This window comes from Pseudogulbenkiania subflava DSM 22618 (genome assembly GCF_900177275.1).
Lineage (GTDB): Bacteria > Pseudomonadota > Gammaproteobacteria > Burkholderiales > Chromobacteriaceae > Pseudogulbenkiania > Pseudogulbenkiania subflava.
The window spans coordinates 39,562-54,978 of record NZ_FXAG01000008.1; the positions used below are offsets into that span (position 1 = coordinate 39,562).

The 15,417-nt window shown below is 65.2% G+C and carries 12 protein-coding genes, 3 tRNA genes and 1 pseudogene; 5 read left to right on the forward strand and 11 right to left on the reverse strand.

All coding sequences use genetic code 11. The annotated features are described in order from the left end of the window. The first annotated feature begins 13 nt into the window (after positions 1-13). From B9N72_RS08980 to B9N72_RS08990, 3 genes are all read left to right on the forward strand, one after another. Positions 14-107, forward strand: a tRNA-Ser gene (locus B9N72_RS08980). Between the two features lie 6 nt (positions 108-113). After that, a tRNA-Arg gene (locus B9N72_RS08985) sits at positions 114-190 on the forward strand. Positions 191-192: 2 nt separating this feature from the next. Next, positions 193-268 (forward strand) — tRNA-Glu (locus B9N72_RS08990). A 129-nt stretch (positions 269-397) separates the two neighbouring features. Here the strand turns inward: B9N72_RS08990 and B9N72_RS08995 are convergent. Beyond that, the gene (locus B9N72_RS08995) at positions 398-1,660 is read right to left on the reverse strand and encodes a DUF1615 domain-containing protein (RefSeq protein WP_085276077.1); all 1,263 of its coding nucleotides are present in this window, start codon (positions 1,658-1,660) and stop codon (positions 398-400) included. A 169-nt stretch (positions 1,661-1,829) separates the two neighbouring features. On the opposite strand from B9N72_RS08995, the gene B9N72_RS09000 reads away from it, so the two are divergent. Both B9N72_RS09000 and B9N72_RS09005 read left to right on the forward strand, forming a co-directional pair. Continuing rightward, positions 1,830-2,972, forward strand: a complete 1,143-nt coding sequence (locus tag B9N72_RS09000) for an acyltransferase family protein (RefSeq protein WP_234985931.1) — start codon at positions 1,830-1,832, stop codon at positions 2,970-2,972. 309 nt (positions 2,973-3,281) lie between these two features. Then, entirely contained in the window at positions 3,282-3,626 is a 345-nt protein-coding gene (locus B9N72_RS09005) for a hypothetical protein (RefSeq protein WP_085276079.1), read from the forward strand. 298 nt (positions 3,627-3,924) lie between these two features. Here B9N72_RS09005 and B9N72_RS09010 read toward each other — a convergent pair whose 3' ends face one another. From B9N72_RS09010 to argA, 10 genes and pseudogenes are all read right to left on the reverse strand, one after another. Continuing rightward, complete coding sequence (locus tag B9N72_RS09010) at positions 3,925-4,746, reverse strand: class I SAM-dependent methyltransferase (RefSeq protein ID WP_085276080.1); 822 nt, start codon at positions 4,744-4,746, stop codon at positions 3,925-3,927. Positions 4,747-4,838: 92 nt separating this feature from the next. Next, a complete protein-coding gene (locus B9N72_RS09015; protein WP_085276081.1) occupies positions 4,839-5,711 on the reverse strand; it encodes a LysR substrate-binding domain-containing protein in 873 nt (290 codons plus the stop codon). Continuing rightward, the gene (gene alr, locus B9N72_RS09020) at positions 5,671-6,810 is read right to left on the reverse strand and encodes an alanine racemase (protein ID WP_085276082.1); all 1,140 of its coding nucleotides are present in this window, start codon (positions 6,808-6,810) and stop codon (positions 5,671-5,673) included. Before alr ends, B9N72_RS09015 begins: the two co-directional genes overlap by 41 nt. 66 nt (positions 6,811-6,876) lie before the next feature. Next, positions 6,877-7,641, reverse strand: a complete 765-nt coding sequence (locus B9N72_RS09025) for a transporter substrate-binding domain-containing protein (RefSeq protein WP_085276083.1) — start codon at positions 7,639-7,641, stop codon at positions 6,877-6,879. A 266-nt stretch (positions 7,642-7,907) separates the two neighbouring features. Beyond that, complete coding sequence (locus B9N72_RS09030) at positions 7,908-8,510, reverse strand: CBS domain-containing protein (RefSeq protein ID WP_085276084.1); 603 nt, start codon at positions 8,508-8,510, stop codon at positions 7,908-7,910. A 385-nt stretch (positions 8,511-8,895) separates the two neighbouring features. After that, on the reverse strand, positions 8,896-10,563 hold the full coding sequence (gene ettA, locus B9N72_RS09035) for an energy-dependent translational throttle protein EttA (RefSeq protein WP_085276085.1): 1,668 nt from the start codon (positions 10,561-10,563) through the stop codon (positions 8,896-8,898). 135 nt (positions 10,564-10,698) lie between these two features. Then, positions 10,699-11,178 (reverse strand): DUF456 domain-containing protein, encoded by a 480-nt coding sequence (locus B9N72_RS09040; RefSeq protein WP_085276086.1) that lies wholly within the window; start codon positions 11,176-11,178, stop codon positions 10,699-10,701. A gap of 241 nt (positions 11,179-11,419) precedes the next feature. After that, positions 11,420-13,477 (reverse strand): annotated as a pseudogene (gene ppk1 / locus B9N72_RS09045) (polyphosphate kinase 1); the annotation flags it as partial. Between the two features lie 64 nt (positions 13,478-13,541). Continuing rightward, positions 13,542-13,817, reverse strand: coding sequence for an oxidative damage protection protein (locus tag B9N72_RS09050; RefSeq protein ID WP_008954888.1), 276 nt, complete (start codon positions 13,815-13,817; stop codon positions 13,542-13,544). Between the two features lie 83 nt (positions 13,818-13,900). Next, positions 13,901-15,211: an amino-acid N-acetyltransferase gene (argA, locus tag B9N72_RS09055; RefSeq protein WP_085276088.1), complete on the reverse strand. Its 1,311-nt coding sequence runs from the start codon at positions 15,209-15,211 to the stop codon at positions 13,901-13,903. Between the last annotated feature and the right edge of the window lie 206 nt (positions 15,212-15,417).

A 15,417-nucleotide genomic window follows, 5' to 3' on the forward strand; every position in this document is an offset into this window, starting at 1 on the left:
GCGTCTCTCTCACGGAGAAATGGCCGAGTGGTCGAAGGCACTTCCCTGCTAAGGAAGCATACGGGCTTAAACCTGTATCGAGGGTTCGAATCCCTCTTTCTCCGCCAGACAGCGCATCCGTAGCTCAGTTGGATAGAGTATCTGGCTACGAACCAGAGGGTCGGGCGTTCGAATCGCTCCGGATGCGCCAATGTCCCCATCGTCTAGAGGCCTAGGACACTGCCCTTTCACGGCGGCGACCGGGGTTCGAATCCCCGTGGGGACGCCAGTTTCAACAAAAAAGCCAACCTTCGGGTTGGCTTTTTTGTTTTTCTCTCGGCCTGCGAGCGGGCGCCTTGCCCGGTATCGTGTGCCGTATCAAGCCAGGGCACCTGTGGTGCCCCGGCCTTCCTCTCGGTTAATGCGCCGCGCGTTGCAGGCAGGTCTGATAGCGTCCGTTCACTCGCTCGGCAAACCACTCGGTGGTCAGCTTGCGCGTGATCTTGGGACTTTTCAGGTCGATCTGCGGCAACTGTTCGCGTGGTGCTTGGCCGCCGTAGAGCAGGTCGGCCAAGGCATACACCTTGCGGTACAGCTCGGTCTGGCCGAAGGTGGCCAGTTTTTCCTGTTTCAGATCGCGCATGATGGCGTTGTCGCTCATGCCCAGCCGGTTGTCGAGTGCCTGCAGGGCGTTCAAGGTGTTGCCGCCGCTGGCCTGGCCGTTTTCATAGCTCAGCAGGTCGCCATCGCGTGCCAGGCGCCGCCCGCTGAGCCGGCTGATGACCGCCTGGAATGCCGCGTTGCGGCTGCTGTAGCGACCGGCGTTGAAATCTGCGAAGCGGTACAGCATGTCCTTGTACGGGGCCGGGTATTGCAGCAGGATGGCGCTGCCGAAATACACGCCGCCACGGCGGGTGAATACTTCGTTGCGCAGGCTGGTCCGGCGCGAGTAGGGGTAGGGCCAGGCGCGGACGTGGGCTTCGGCAAACTCCACGCTGACCTGCATCGGTCCGCCGGTGCGGATCGGATTCTTTTTCATGATGGTGGGAAAGCCGATCTTCTCGGCCTCCGCCGACATGTCTTCGTACAGTTCGTTCATCTGCTTTTCGGTGCGCAGCGTGTCGATGCGCTCCTTGTAGCTGTGGCCGTTGGGCGAGGGCTTGAGCAGGGCCGTTTTCACCAGCGGCAGGGGGATGTGGTAGCCGGCGGCCTTTTCCCCGATCTTGCCCCAGACGATCTTGGGCAGCCCCGGCACCGTCGGGTCGGACTGCCAGCTCGACTCCTGTTCGATGACGGCGGCGGTGGCGCAGAAATTTTCGGTGGTATAGGGCAACTTCAGGGCGGTGAAGGCGTCGAAGAGGTCTTCGGCCCAGCCGGCGCGGTCGCGTATCCTGGCGGGCAGGACCTTGTCCAGGGTGGCGCGGCCTTGCGCTTCGCTGATCGGCGGCACGCGCGGTATCACCGTGACGGGCTTGCCAACGGCCGGCGGCGTGATGGTCAGCGGGGTTTCTACCGGAGGCTGTTCCAGCGGCGCCGACGCCGTGTTGTCCGGCTGCGGGTAGCCATCCGGTGGCACGACGAGGGGGGCGGAGGATGGCTGGCTCTGCGGAGTGGTGGGACTGGCGCAGCCGGCCAGGCTGACGGTGAACAGCAGGGACAGGGCGTAGCGGCGTTTCGGCACGATGAGGAACTCGTAAGGCTGAAGAACTGGCGCAAGAGTAGGGTAATGCTCGGGCCAGGGCAAGCGCCGCTCCCTCGCCAGACACCGTCGCATCAAGTTTACGCTGTGGCTTGCGGGCGCAGGCCTTATAATGTGTTGTTTTGTTTATGTCTCCGATCATTCTGTATCCATGAGCAACAAGAATTTGGCCGTCGAGGCTGTTCGAGGCTTGGCGGCGCTGGCAGTCATTTTTTCCCACGCATCCCTGACTTTCTGGCCTTACCTGCACGGTGATTTCGACCAACTGCGCTCCGGTTTTGAGCGCTGGGTGTTCAATTCGCCTTTCGGCTTCGTGTATTCCGGCTCGGGCGCGGTGTGCGTGTTCTTCGTCCTGAGCGGCTTTGTGCTGGGGCGCAGCGTGCTGGGCCGGGACGGGCTGCTGCAGGCCCTGCCCGGCATGGTGGTGCGCCGCTACTTCCGCTTGATGCTGCCGATCCTGATCAGCTGCCTGCTGGCCTGGGCGGTGTTCGCCTTCGCCTTGCCGCGGGTCGACCGGCATGCGCTGGGCGAGTGGATCCGCCTGTTCGGCGCCTTTGATTTCTCGCTGGGGAACGCCGTGGAGCAGGGCTCGGTGGATACCATCCTGTGGGGGGCGGCGGACTACAACTGGGCGTTGTGGACGATGCGCATCGAGTTCTTCGGTTCGCTGCTCGTGTACGCCTTGGCCGCGCTGCTCGATCGCTGGCCGCGTCCGGACTGGCTGTTACCCGTCGCGGCGCTGGGCTGCCTGTTGCTGGTGCCGGGCAACGGCGTGTACTACGCGCTGTTCGTGTTCGGCCTCTGGCTGGCGGCGGGCGAGTGGACCGTCGATAACCGCGTGCTGGCCCTGTCCTCGCTGCTGGCCGGGCTGTATCTCGTGGGGTATCACGAAGCGAGCAGTTCCTACAATTTCATCGAGCGCAACCTGGATCTGTCCTGGCGCGGCGAGCCGCTGGCCAATTACGATCTGGCGAATGAGCTGGGTGGCATGCTGATCGTCGGCGCGGTGCTGAAGAGCCCGTGGCTGGGGCAGCGTCTTTCCGGGCGCGCCATGGCCTGGCTCGGCCGCATGTCGTTCTCGGCCTACCTGCTGCACATGCTGGTGCTGGCCACGGTGGCGCCACTGGTGTTCAACGCCCTGCGCCCGACCTTGTCCTACACCGGCGCCTCGCTGTCGAGCCTGGCGGCGTCGGTGGCGGCGATCTATCTGTGCTCGCTGCCCTACGCGCGCTGGGTCGACGATACCAGCATCCACGTCTCGCGCACCGTCAGCCGGCTGGTCTGGCGGCGCTGAGGCGGCGCGGCGGGGGCGTCCGCGCCCTGTCGCCGCGCCGTGCCCCCTTCCCATCGCCATGTCTTTGTGTGGTGGGAGGGGCGGCAGCCGTACTTTTCCCTCGCTGTTTCTCCTGCGGCGTGCGCCTGTTACGCACGTTCGCCTGCATTCCTTTCCCTCTGGCGGGTGTGCCGATGCGGGTCCGATTGGGCGTTGCGGATCGCCCAGGGCCGTTTAACATCTTTTAACAAGCACGGCGCGGAGCGACACAGATCAGACAAACTTGCCTCCTACACTGCAAGCACGTTCTCACTACCAAGGAATCCCACCATGAAACGTGCCTTGCTTGTTGCTTTGTCCCTGTTGCCGCTGGCGGCGTTTGCCAGGGATGGCGCGGGGGATCGCTGGAATCAGCCCGATCATGGCTACTACCAGTCTTATCCGTCTTACCGCCCTTACCAGGTACGCATCGATCATGGCGTGCAGGATGGGTCGCTGACCCGGTGGGAGGCGCGCCGCCTGCAACGCCAACTGGACGATCTCAGGGCCAAGCGGCGCGATTATCTGGCCGACGGTTATCTGTCGCGCCCCGAGCAGCGCGACCTGGAGCGTAGCGAGCACGCGCTGTCGGAGGCGATCCGCTACCAGCGCCACGACGGTCAGAGCCGCTACTGACAACGGCAATCCCGACCAATTTCCGGACACTGCGCGCAGGCGCGTGTCCCCCGGGTTTTCTCCTCCTCCCTAGACTGGGCCATCCATGCGGATGGCCATTTTTTTGTCACGGAGGATGGCGCTGGCGCGGGGATGATAGTGCCAGGGTGGCCGGAGGGAGAGGCTGATGCTGACGAGGCAGTCGTGCACGGATGGGGAGAGGCGGGAAGGGGGCCGGACTTGCCCTGGGCTGGCGGGGGCGTTCTTCGGCCAACCTTGTCGCTCGTGCGCAAGGTTGGCCGAAGAACGGGGACGGGCCTCAGTAGACGAAACGTTCGCGCAATTCGTCCAGGTTGAGTTCCTGCAGGATGCTTTCCAGGCGTTGCTCGGCGTTCTTGCGCGGTGCGCCAGTGTAGCGGGCGATGATCAGCTCGTTCTTCATCGAATGCTCCCAGCCCACCAGTTCGGTCACCGTCAGCTGGTAGCCGTGCGCCTCCAGTTGCAGGCAGCGCAGCACGTTGGTGAGCTGGCTGCCGAATTCGCGGGTGTGGATCGGGTGGCGCCAGATTTCCGACAGCGGCGTCAGGCCGAAGCTCTGGTTCTTGTTCTTGCGCAGCACCGAGGCCACCTCGGCCTGGCAGCACGGCACCAGCACGATGAAGCGCGCCTGCTTGGCCAGCGCGAACTTGATGGCGTCGTCGGTGGCGGTATTGCAAGCGTGCAGCGCGGTGACCACGTCGATGCGCTCCGGCAACAGCGGCGAGGTGATCGACTGCTCCACCGTCAGGTCGAGGAAGGACATGCGCGGGAACGCCAGCCGCTCGGCCAGTTCGCGCGAGCGGGCGACCAACTCGGCGCGGGTCTCGATGCCGTAGACGTGGCCGGCGTTCTTTTCCTTGAGGAACAGGTCGTACAGGATGAAACCGAGGTAGGACTTGCCGGCGCCGTGGTCGGCCAGCGTCAGCTCGCGGCCCTCGGCCAGTACGTCGGCCAGCAACGGCTCGATGAACTGATAGAGGTGGTAGACCTGTTTCAGCTTGCGGCGACTGTCCTGGTTGAGCTTGCCGTCGCGGGTGAGGATGTGCAGTTCCTTGAGCAGTTCGATCGACTGCCCAGGCTTGATGTCGGGGATGGCGCTCACGCTGGAATCCTGAAAAAAGGCGGGTTGGCGCGCATTTTACCAAGCCGGGGCGGTGCAGGGCAGCACAATCATGTGGCGGGGCCCGGGCGTGCTCAGGCGGCGTTCTGCAGCCACTCCACCAGCGGCTGCAGGCGACGCGAGTGGCGCTCGTGCGGGGGGCGCACCAGATAATAGGCTTTGCCGGTCTGGACGGTGCGCTGCAGCGGCATCAGCAGGCTGCCGTTGCCCAGCGCATCCTGCACCAGAAAGGGATCGATCAGCGCCACGCCGAGCCCGCAGCGCGCGGCCTCCACCGCCATCACGTCGGCGTCGAACAGCAATTCCTTCTGCCCTTTGGGCCACTCGCCCGCGGGCAGCCCCAGCCACAGCCGCCAATCGTGGCGGTCGCGCGTCGAGTGGATCAGCGTCTGCGTGGTCAGGTCGTCCGGCGTCAGACCCGGGCGGCCCTGCAGCAGCGCCGGCGCCGCGACCGGGACCAACTGCTCGCGGTGCAGCAGCTCGACCGTGACGCCGGGCCAGTCGCCGACACCGTACTGGATGGCGAGGTCGAACAGCCCCCAGTCGAACGCCGGCTTTTCCTCCCATACCGTGCTGACGCTGATGTCGAGGTCGGGGAACTGCTGCTTGAAGGCCTGTAGATGCGGCACCAGCCAGCGCACCGCGATCGACGGCGGCGACTTGATGCGGATGGCGTGGTGGCGCTGGCTGAGCTGGTCGCAGGTCTGGTCGATCTGCAGCAGGGCGTCGTGCACGCTGTGCTGCAGGATCGCGCCTTCCGGCGTCAGGTCGATGCCGCGCTGGCCGCGCACCAGGAGCGGGAAGCCGAAGTGTTCTTCCAGCTTGCGGATCTGGTGGCTGACCGCGCTTTGCGTCAGGTAGAGGGCCTCGGCGGCCTTGGTGAAGCTTTGCAGCCGGGCAACCGCTTCAAAGATGCGCAAGGCATTGAGCGGGGGCAGTTTGTTCATCAGGGATGGCGGATACGGTGGCGTCCGCCACAATCTGCCGGATCGGCACCCGGCTCGTCAATGCGCACTGCAGTTCTTCGCTGATGGTGCCGCAGCGCCAGGCGATCTCGTCGCAACTCAGCCCCGGCGCGCCCCACAGCGTGACCTCGTCGCCGATCTGCACCTCCGGCAGGGCGGAGAGATCGATGGCCAGCACGTTCATCGCCACCCGTCCCAGCAGCGCCGCACGTTGGCCGTTCACCTGCACCGGTGTGCCGGAGGGGGCGGCGCGCGGGTAGCCGTCGCCGTAGCCGGCCCCGACGATGCCGATGCGCATGTCGTGGCGGGCGGTAAAGGCGGCGCCGTAGCCGATGCTCTCGCCGGCCTGGAGCATGCCGACGTGCACGATGCGCGCGGCGAAACGCATCACCGGTTCGGCCGCTGCCGGCCACAGCCGGGTGTCGGGGTAGAACGGATTGTTGTTGTAGAGCAGACCGCCGACCCGCGCCACGGCGCCGTGAGTGCACGTTTCGCGCAGCAACGCCGCGCTGTTGGCGGCGGTGAACGGCAGGCCGGTGGCGTCGACCACCTGCATGAAGCGCCGCCAGGGCTCGTCCAGCGGGGTGCCGAGCTGGTCGGCGCAGGCGAAGTGGGTCATCAGCCCGGCGACGCGGCAGAACGGCGTCGCCTGCAGCTGGCGCACCACCGCCAGCGCCCGCTCCGGGTTGAAGCCGAAGCGGTTCATGCCGGTGTTGACCTTGACCCAGGCCGTGACGGGCTGCGCCTTCTTGAGCAGCCACTGCAGCTGGTGTTCCGAGCGCAGCACCAGCTCAAGGCGGTGCTGCACGGCGGTATCGACATCGCCTTCCTCCAGCGCGCCTTCCAGCAGCAGGATCGGCGCGCCGATGCCGGCGTGGCGCAGCGTCACGGCGTCGTCCGGCTGGATCAGCGCGAAGCCGTCGGCGTCCGGCAGTGCCAGCGCCACGCGCGTCAGGCCGTGGCCGTAGGCATCCGACTTGAGTACGGCCCACACCCGCGCCGTACCGGCCAGCGTCTTGGCCAGAGCGTAATTGCGGCGCAGCGCGGGCAGGTGGATTTCAACGTAGGCGGTCTTGGTCATGGCAGGGGCTTTCGGCGGCCGGCACGCGGAAGGCACCGGCCGCAAGGTCAGGAACGGAACCCGGGATTACTTGAAGGGGTAGATGTCGTAGCTGAAGTACTTGGCCTGGATCTGCTTGTAGGTGCCGTTGCCAAGAATCTGCTTCAGCGCCGCATTCAGCTTGGCACGCAATTCCTTGTTGCCCTTGCCGACCGCCATCGCCGCGCCCATGTAGTACTTGGGGTCGTTGTAGACCGGGCCGACGAAGGCGAAGCCCTTGCCCATCGGCTTTTGCAGGAAGTCCGACTCGCCGATGGTGGCGTCAAGGTAGACGGCATCGAGGCGCTGCCCGGTCAGGTCGAGGAAGGCGTCGGTGATCTTGCTGTAGACCTTGATCTGGCTGCCCTTCGGCGCCCACTTGGCGGTGGCTTCCTGCATCTGGGTCGAGCTGCGCAGCACGCCGATCTTCTTGCCCTTGAACCAGGCATCGTTGATCTGGGTGCCTTCCCTGGCCATCAGGCGCCCGGGAATCTTGAAGTACATGTCGCTGAAGTCGACCACCTTGGCGCGCTCCGGCGTGATGCTCATCGAGGCGATAGCCGCGTCGAATTTCTTGGCCTGCAGCGCCGGGATGATGCCGTCGAAGTCCATCGCCTTCAGCTCGCACTCGAGCTTGGCCTCGGCGCACAGCGCGCGGGTGATGTCCGGATCGAAGCCGGTGATGCTGCCGTCCGGGTTCATCTTGGAGAACGGCGGGTAGCTGGCATCGGTCACGATGCGCACGGTCTGGGCCTGGGCCAGCCAGGGCAGGGCGCACAGCAGGGTCAGCGTGAGTACTTTTTTGCAGGACATCGTTTTCTCCCTTGGTCGTCGGCGGTGTCAGCCGATGCAGTTAGGCTAAGGGACGCTCGTCTGCGGGAACAAATGATTTATGGCCATTGGGGCATGAGATAAATTCATGCCCATGAGCCCTATGCCCGGCACGCTGGCGGATGCAATCCGGGCGGTTTTGGGGAAGGGCGCTGGGGGAGCTCCCGTGCGGGCGCCACGCTGCGGCGGCGCACCGGGCATGAAAAAAGGCAGCCCGCGGCTGCCTTGGTAGGGTGTGTGTCGTCGGCTCAGCTTTCGTGCAGCAGCGAGTGCTGGATTTCGGAGAAAGCCTGCGGGACGCGGATGAAGTTGAGCGAGATGCCAAGCCGGCGTGCCATGTGCGAGGTCGAGAACAGGCCGCACACCTCGTAGTGGCCGGTCTCCGAATTGAGCTCGACCACCAGCGCGTGCTGGCGACCGTGCTGCTTCATGGTGGCGACCATGTGGCCGACCTTGGCCGAAGCGACGTCTTCCAGCTTCAGCGCCTCGAGTTCGACACGGGGCGTCATCACGTCGCGTACCAGCAAGTCGGCGCGGCGCTTGCCGTGCCCGAGCATGCACTGCATCGGCCGCTCGCCCAGCAGGTCGGTGGCCGTGACCAGACCGGTGAGGTGGCCGGCAGCGTCGGTGACGAACAGCAAGCGGATGCCGCGGCCGATCATGGCGCGGTGGGCGTCGTCGAGCGAGGCGTCTTCGTGCACGCTGACCGGATCGACCAATTTCAGGTCGGTCATCACCTCGAGCGCGGCGCTGTCCAGCGTGACCGAGCGTCGTGGACGTGCGTCGAGCCGGATGAGGTCGGTGGTGGGCGGCAGCGCAATGGTGGGCAGGAATGGGTATTGGTTTTCCATGAGGAAGCTCCTCTGCGTATTGTGGCTGTATCGCGGCCGGGTGCCATGCCAGCGCACCTTGTGGGAACCTGCTTACGAACTGGCGGCGCGTCCCAGACCGGGGCTGAGCGCGGCTCGAATCCTGCTGCGCTGATCGGCGCATGGCGGTGTCCGGGCTGCTCTTCCGCTCCGCTGAGGGCCGCTCGCGTCGGGGCGTGAACGGGTCCTGAGCCTGCACACCTTTCACGGCGGGGGAGGTACCCCCTTCGCAAAAAGACAACCCATTCTAGGCACGTTTCGTCATCGCTTTAAAGTCCCTTGGCATGGTCAATTGTTACGATTTGTGCGCATGTAAAAAAACCCCGTTGCGCCATGGGCGGAACGGGGTTGGCCGAAGAAGCGGGGCTTAGCGCGTGATCGGCTTGTAGCGGATACGCTTGGGCTTGGCGCCTTCCTCGCCCAGGCGTTTCTTCTTGTCGGCCTCGTACTCCTGGTAGTTGCCGTCGAAGAAGGTCCACTGCGACTCGCCTTCCGCCGCCAGGATGTGGGTGGCGATACGGTCGAGGAACCAGCGGTCGTGCGAGATCACGAACACGGTGCCGGCGAATTCCAGCAGGGCGTCTTCCAGCGCGCGCAGGGTTTCCACGTCGAGGTCGTTGGACGGTTCGTCGAGCAGCAGCACGTTGCCGCCCTTGAGCAGGGTTTTGGCCAGGTGCAGGCGGCCGCGCTCGCCGCCGGACAGCATGCCGACCTTCTTCTGCTGGTCGCCGCCCTTGAAGTTGAAGCGGCCCAGGTACGCCCGGCTCGACATCTCGAACTTGCCGACGTTGAGGATGTCGGCGCCGCCGGACACGTCCTCGAACACCGTCTTGTCGGCCTCCAGGCCCTCGCGGCTCTGCTCGACGAAGGCCATCTGCACGGTCTGGCCGATCTTCACCTCGCCGGCGTCCGGCTGCTCCTTGCCGGCGATCATCTTGAACAGCGTCGACTTACCGGCGCCGTTCGGGCCGATGATGCCGACGATGGCACCCGGCGGGGCCTTGAACGACAGGTTGTCGATCAACAGGCGGTCGCCGAAGCCCTTGGACACGCCGTCGAACTCGATCACCTCGTTGCCCAGGCGCTCGGCCACCGGGATGAAGATTTCCTGGGTCTCGTTGCGCTTCTGGTGCTCGAAGCTCGACAGCTCCTCGAAGCGGGCGATACGGGCCTTGGACTTGGCCTGGCGGCCTTTCGGGTTCTGACGCACCCATTCCAGCTCCTGTTTCATCGCCTTCATGCGCGCGCCTTCCTGCTTGGCCTCCTGCTCCAGACGCGCCTCCTTCTGCTCCAGCCAGCTGGAGTAGTTGCCCTTCCACGGGATGCCTTCGCCGCGGTCCAGTTCCAGAATCCATTCGGCGGCGTTGTCGAGGAAGTAGCGGTCGTGGGTCACGGCGACCACGGTACCGGGGAAGCGCACCAGGAACTGCTCCAGCCACTCCACCGACTCGGCGTCCAGATGGTTGGTCGGTTCGTCCAGCAGCAGCATGTCGGGCTGCGACAGCAACAGCTTGCACAGCGCCACACGGCGCTTCTCACCGCCCGACAGCGGGCCGATCTTGGCGTCCCACGGCGGCAGGCGCAGCGCGTCGGCGGCCAGTTCCAGCTGGTGTTCGATGTTGTCGCCGGCACCGGCCGAGATGATCGCTTCCAGCTTGGCCTGCTCTTCGGCCAGCGCGTCGAAGTCGGCATCCGGCTCGGCGTAGGCGGCGTACACCTCTTCCAAGCGCTTCTGCGCGCCCATCACGTCGCCCATGCCGCTCTCCACTTCCTCGCGCACGGTCTTGTCCGGGTCGAGCTGCGGTTCCTGTGGCAGGTAACCGATCTTGACGCCGGCCAGGTGCTGCACCTCGCCGTCGTATTCCTTGTCGACGCCGGCCATGATCTTGAGCACGGTCGACTTGCCGGCGCCGTTCAGACCCAACAGGCCGATCTTGGCGCCGGGGAAGAACGACAGCGAGATATCCTTGATGATCTGGCGCTTGGGGGGGACGATCTTGCTCACGCGGAGCATAGACATTACGTATTGGGCCATGACGGTTCCACGCTGATTGATTGCATCGTTAACCGGCCGATTCTACCAAAAGCCCGCGCTTCGCGTGGGGCACCCGCAGCCGCGGCGAGTTGGTACGGTGGGCTTCGGCCAACGTGGTCGGGATCGGGCAGGCGTTTAGAGCACGAACGCCAGCGCAAACGTGGCCAGCATGGCGCAGGCGCAGCCGATCTTGGCGACGGTGCCGACGACGAAGCCGAGGAAGGTGCCGAGGCCGACCTTGCCGGCCTGGTAGACGTCGCGCCGGGCGAGGAATTCGCCGATGGCCGCGCCGATGAGCGGGCCGAGGATGACGCCCGGCAGGGCAAAGAACAAGCCGACCAGGCTGCCGAGGAAGGCCCCCCACAGTGCCTGGCGGCTGGCGCCGGTGGCCTTGGCGCCGAGCAGGCCGGCGACGAAATCGACGGCGAGACCGATGGCGGTGAGCAGCGCCAACAAACTCAAGGTGACGGCGCCGACGTGCTGGAACCCCTCCGCCCAGCCGGCCAGCGCGAAGCCGCCCAGCATCAGTGGCAGGCCCGGCAGGGCCGGGAATATGGTGCCGGCGAGGCCGGCCAGCACCAGCAGGGCGGACAGCGCATAGAGCAGAATATCCAAGGTCGTTTCCGTAATCGGTGGGCGGATGAATAAGAAACGGCGGCCGTGGCGAAGTTCCGCCACGGCCGCCGTGCGTTCTGTCGGGCTGGCCGAACCCAGCGCTGGTTGAAGAACTCGTTCAGGGATGTCCTGCGGTCTTCGCCGCGCCCCGGGTCCGGTTCGGGAAACACAGCCGTACCCCCGGTACGGCGAGCATCACAGGGCCGGCCCGAGGGGGCGCAGCCGATTGTTTCACACGCGTTCAGCCGGCGTACTCGTCCAGCAGCGTCTGCTGGGCGCAATGCACCTTGCCGCGCGCATGGCGCCGCTTGTAGCTGCCGTCCGATTGCATGTCCCAAGCGTTGACGTTGTCTTCGAGGTAAATGCGCAACCCTTCCTTGATCATGCGGCGCTTGATCTTGGGGTCGAGCACCGGCACGCAGGTCTCGATGCGACGGAAGAAGTTGCGTCCCATCCAGTCGGCACTGGAGAAGTACAGGTCTTCGGCGCGGTCGTTGTAGAAGTAGAACACGCGCGGGTGTTCGAGGAAGCGGCCGACGATGGAGCGTACGCTGATGTTGTCGGACAGCCCCTCCACACCCGGACGCAGGGCGCACACGCCACGCACGATCAGCTGAATCTTCACCCCGGCCTGGCTGGCGCGGTACAGCGCGTTGATCACCTGCGGCTCCAGCAGCGAATTCATCTTGGCGATGATCTGCGCCGGCCGTCCCTCGCTGGCGTGCTTGGCCTCGCGGTCGATCGCCTCGATGATCATGCTGTGCAGCGTGAACGGCGACTGGTGCAGCAGCTTCAGCTTGCTCGCCTTGCCCAGTCCGGTCAGCTCGATGAACAGGTCGTTGACGTCGCTGGCCAGCTGCTCGTTGCAGGAGATCAGGCCGAAGTCGGTGTAGAGGCGGGCGGTACGTGGATGGTAGTTGCCGGTGCCCAGGTGCACGTAGCGTTTCAGTCCGTTCTCCTCGCGCCGAACCACCATCAGCATCTTGGCGTGCACCTTGTAGCCGAACACGCCGTACACCACGTGCGCGCCGGCGTCTTCCAGGCGCGAGGCCCAGCCGATGTTGGCTTCCTCGTCGAAGCGTGCCATCAGCTCTACCACCACCGTCACCTGCTTGCCTGCACGGGCGGCCGCGATCAGCGACTCCATCAGTACCGAGTCGGTGCCGGTGCGGTACACCGTCATCTTGATCGCCACCACCTGCGGGTCGGTGGCGGCCAGGTTCAACAGATCGATGACCGGCTGGAAGCTCTGGTAAGGATGATGCAGCAGCACGTCGCCCTGGCGGATCACGTCGAACAGGCCGGATTTCTTCTGCAGCGCCGCCGGCAGGGTCGGCACGAACGAGGCGAACTTCAGGTCCGGGCGGTCGACCAGGTCCGGCACCTGCATCAGGCGCACCAGGTTGACCGGGCCGTCGACACGATAGACGTTTTCCGGCTCCAGTCCGAACTGGGTAACCAGAAAGTCCTGCATGTGCTGTGGGCAGGTGTCGGCAACCTCCAGCCGCACCCCCTCGCCGAACTGGCGCTGACGCAGCTCACCCTGCAGCGCGGTGCGCAGGTTCTTCAGGTCCTCGTCCTCGACGTTCAGCTCGCTGTCGCGGGTGACGCGGAACTGGTAGCAGCCCTTGACCGACATACCGAGGAACAGCTCGTGCACGTGGGCGTGCAGGATCGACGACAGGAACACGAACAGGTGCTTGCCGTCGGACAGCTCCTCCGGCAGCTTGATCACGCGCGGCAGGATGCGAGGCGCCTGCACGATGGCGATGCCGGACTGGCGGCCGAAGGCATCCTTGCCCTCCAGCTCCACGGCGAAGTTGAGCGACTTGTTCAGCACCTTGGGGAAGGGATGCGAGGGGTCGAGTCCGATCGGCGTTAGCAGCGGCATCACTTCGCGGACGAAGTAACCCTTGACCCATTCGCGCTGCTCGTCGGTCCAGTCGATACGCCGCAGGAACAGGATGCCTTCCTCGCGCAGCGCCGGGAACAGGGTATCGCGCATCACCGCGTATTGTTCGCGGATCAGCGTGTGGGTGGCTTCCGAGACCTTGCGCAGCGCCTGGTGTGGCGTCATCCCGTCCGGCAGCGGCGCATCCGGCTGAGTCTCTACCATCTCGTTGAGCCAGGCCATGCGGACTTCGAAGAATTCGTCGAGATTGGACGAGACGATACACAGGAAGCGCAGCCGCTCCAGGAGCGGCAGGCGAGGGTCTTCGGCCTGGGCCAGGACCCGTCGGTTGAATTGGATCAGTCCGAGTTCGCGGTTGAGCAGCAGGTCGTTCTGTTGCGACATGGTTGTTGAGTGGGCTCGCGCTGGTTGTAGGGACGAAAAAGCCCTCGCGCGGAGGGCTTTGCCGGGATCAGTTGCTGCCTGGTGGGGTGTAGCCTGCCGGTGCATCGGCGCCGTCGCCGAAGAAGTACGCTTCCAGTTGGGCGGCCAGGTACTGGCGGGCGCGGGCGTCGGCCAGGTTCAGGCGGTTTTCGTTGATCAGCATGGTCTGGTAACGCAGCCAGCCTTGCCAGGCTTCCTTGGAGACATTCTCGAATACCCGCTTGCCCAGTTCACCCGGCAGCGGCGGGAAATCCATGCCTTCCGCTTCGCGGCCCAGCTTGATGCAGTTGACGGTTCTAGCCATTGCGCTTCCTTGCAGCTAATTGGATAACAGATTACTACCGTATTGTGTCATAGAGATGACAGGGCTTCCAGCCAAGAACGGGCTCAGCGCAAGGGCTTGATGAACACCTTGGAGCGGCGCTGGTAATTGTAGAGCCGCTGCTTCCCCAGCGGCAGCTGGCTGATGTCGGCGGCGGCGAAGCCGCGCTCGACGAACCAGTGCGCGGTCTGGGTGGTGAGTACGAACAGCGAGGCCAGTCCCTGCGCGCGCGCCAGGTATTCGACGTGCTTGAGCAGCTCCTCGCCAAAGCCGGCGTCGCGTTTCTGCTGGGAGACCGCGAGGCAGGCCAGTTCCGCCATGCCGGCGTCGGGGAAGGGGTGCATAGCGACGCAGCCGAAAATCTTGCCGTCGTGCTCCAGCACCGAATACGACTTGATCTCCATCTCCAGCAACTCGCGGCTGCGCTTGACCAGGATGCCCTGTTCTTCCAGCGGACGGATCAGGTCGATGATGTCGCCGATGTCGTCGATCGACGCGTTGCGCACCTTCACCAGCGGATCGCGCGCCAGCATGGTGCCGTTGCCGCCGTCGGTGAACAGTTCTTCCAGGATGGCGCCGTCGTCGAAGCGGCCGATCATGTGGGCCCGGGCCACGCCCTGGCGCACCGCCCGGACCGCGCAGGGCATGTAGGCGGCCACATCGCCCTGCAGGTTGCCGCTGGCGATCAGCGCTTCGGCCTCGTGGGCGGTGAGCGTGCTGGCGAACTCGCCCTGGCTGTTGGTGACGCCCTGGCTGTCCACCATGAACAGCAGTTTTTCCGCCTTCAGGGCGATGGCGATGTGGGTGGCGACTTCTTCCATGGTCAGGTTGAACGCCTCGCCGGTGGGCGAGTAGCCGATGCAGGAGACCAGCACCAGGTCGCCGGCGTCGAGGCGCGCCTGCATCGCCTCGCTGTCGACCCGGCGCACACTGCCGGTGTACTGCATGTCCATGCCCTCGATCACCCCCATCGGCTGGGCAGTGAGGAAGTTGCCGCTGGCGACGCGCAATTGGCTGCCCTGCACCGGGACATGGCGCATGCTGGACGACAGCGCGGCTTCGATCTCGTGGCGGGTATAGCCTACCGCCTGCTTGACCAGCTCCAGTGTCTGGCTGTCGGTGCTGCGTTTGTCGCCCCGGAAAACCTGGGCATGCCCGGCACGTTGGGCCAGCACATCGATCTGCCAGCGGGCGCCGTGCACCAGCACGATGCGTACGCCCAGACTGACCAGCAGGTGGATGTCCTTGGCCAGGCTGGGAAAGCGGCCATCGCGCACGGTTTCGCCGTTGATCGCCATGACGAAAGTCTTGCCGCGGAAGGCGTTGATGTAAGGGGCGGCTTCACGGAAAGAGAGGACAAACTCTCTGGTCAGCATGTCGGTTCTGGCTCCTGCCGGGGTCGGATTTGAGGTGGCGCCAAGGGTAGCAGGAATGGGGGGGTATTTCATCTGGTCGCAGCCTGAGCTACGCCGCTGCCTGGCGGTCGCCGCGCGATGTCGGCCGGCGAGGCCTCGGCTGATGCGGTGCGGGTGATCGGCTGCCGTGACGCAGGCCGGAAGGGTATGTTGATACCGGGGGGCGG

Bases quoted from the DNA above. Each gene is read 5' to 3' on its own strand.
- B9N72_RS09000 (WP_234985931.1), top strand. From the start codon at position 1,830: ATGAGCAACAAGAATTTGGCCGTCGAGGCTGTTCGAGGCTTGGCGGCG.
- B9N72_RS09005 (WP_085276079.1), top strand. From the start codon at position 3,282: ATGAAACGTGCCTTGCTTGTTGCTTTGTCCCTGTTGCCGCTGGCGGCG.
- B9N72_RS09015 (WP_085276081.1), bottom strand. From the start codon at position 5,711: ATGAACAAACTGCCCCCGCTCAATGCCTTGCGCATCTTTGAAGCGGTT.
- alr (WP_085276082.1), bottom strand. From the start codon at position 6,810: ATGACCAAGACCGCCTACGTTGAAATCCACCTGCCCGCGCTGCGCCGC.
- B9N72_RS09025 (WP_085276083.1), bottom strand. From the start codon at position 7,641: ATGTCCTGCAAAAAAGTACTCACGCTGACCCTGCTGTGCGCCCTGCCC.
- B9N72_RS09030 (WP_085276084.1), bottom strand. From the start codon at position 8,510: ATGGAAAACCAATACCCATTCCTGCCCACCATTGCGCTGCCGCCCACC.
- ettA (WP_085276085.1), bottom strand. From the start codon at position 10,563: ATGGCCCAATACGTAATGTCTATGCTCCGCGTGAGCAAGATCGTCCCC.
- B9N72_RS09050 (WP_008954888.1), bottom strand. From the start codon at position 13,817: ATGGCTAGAACCGTCAACTGCATCAAGCTGGGCCGCGAAGCGGAAGGC.
- argA (WP_085276088.1), bottom strand. From the start codon at position 15,211: ATGCTGACCAGAGAGTTTGTCCTCTCTTTCCGTGAAGCCGCCCCTTAC.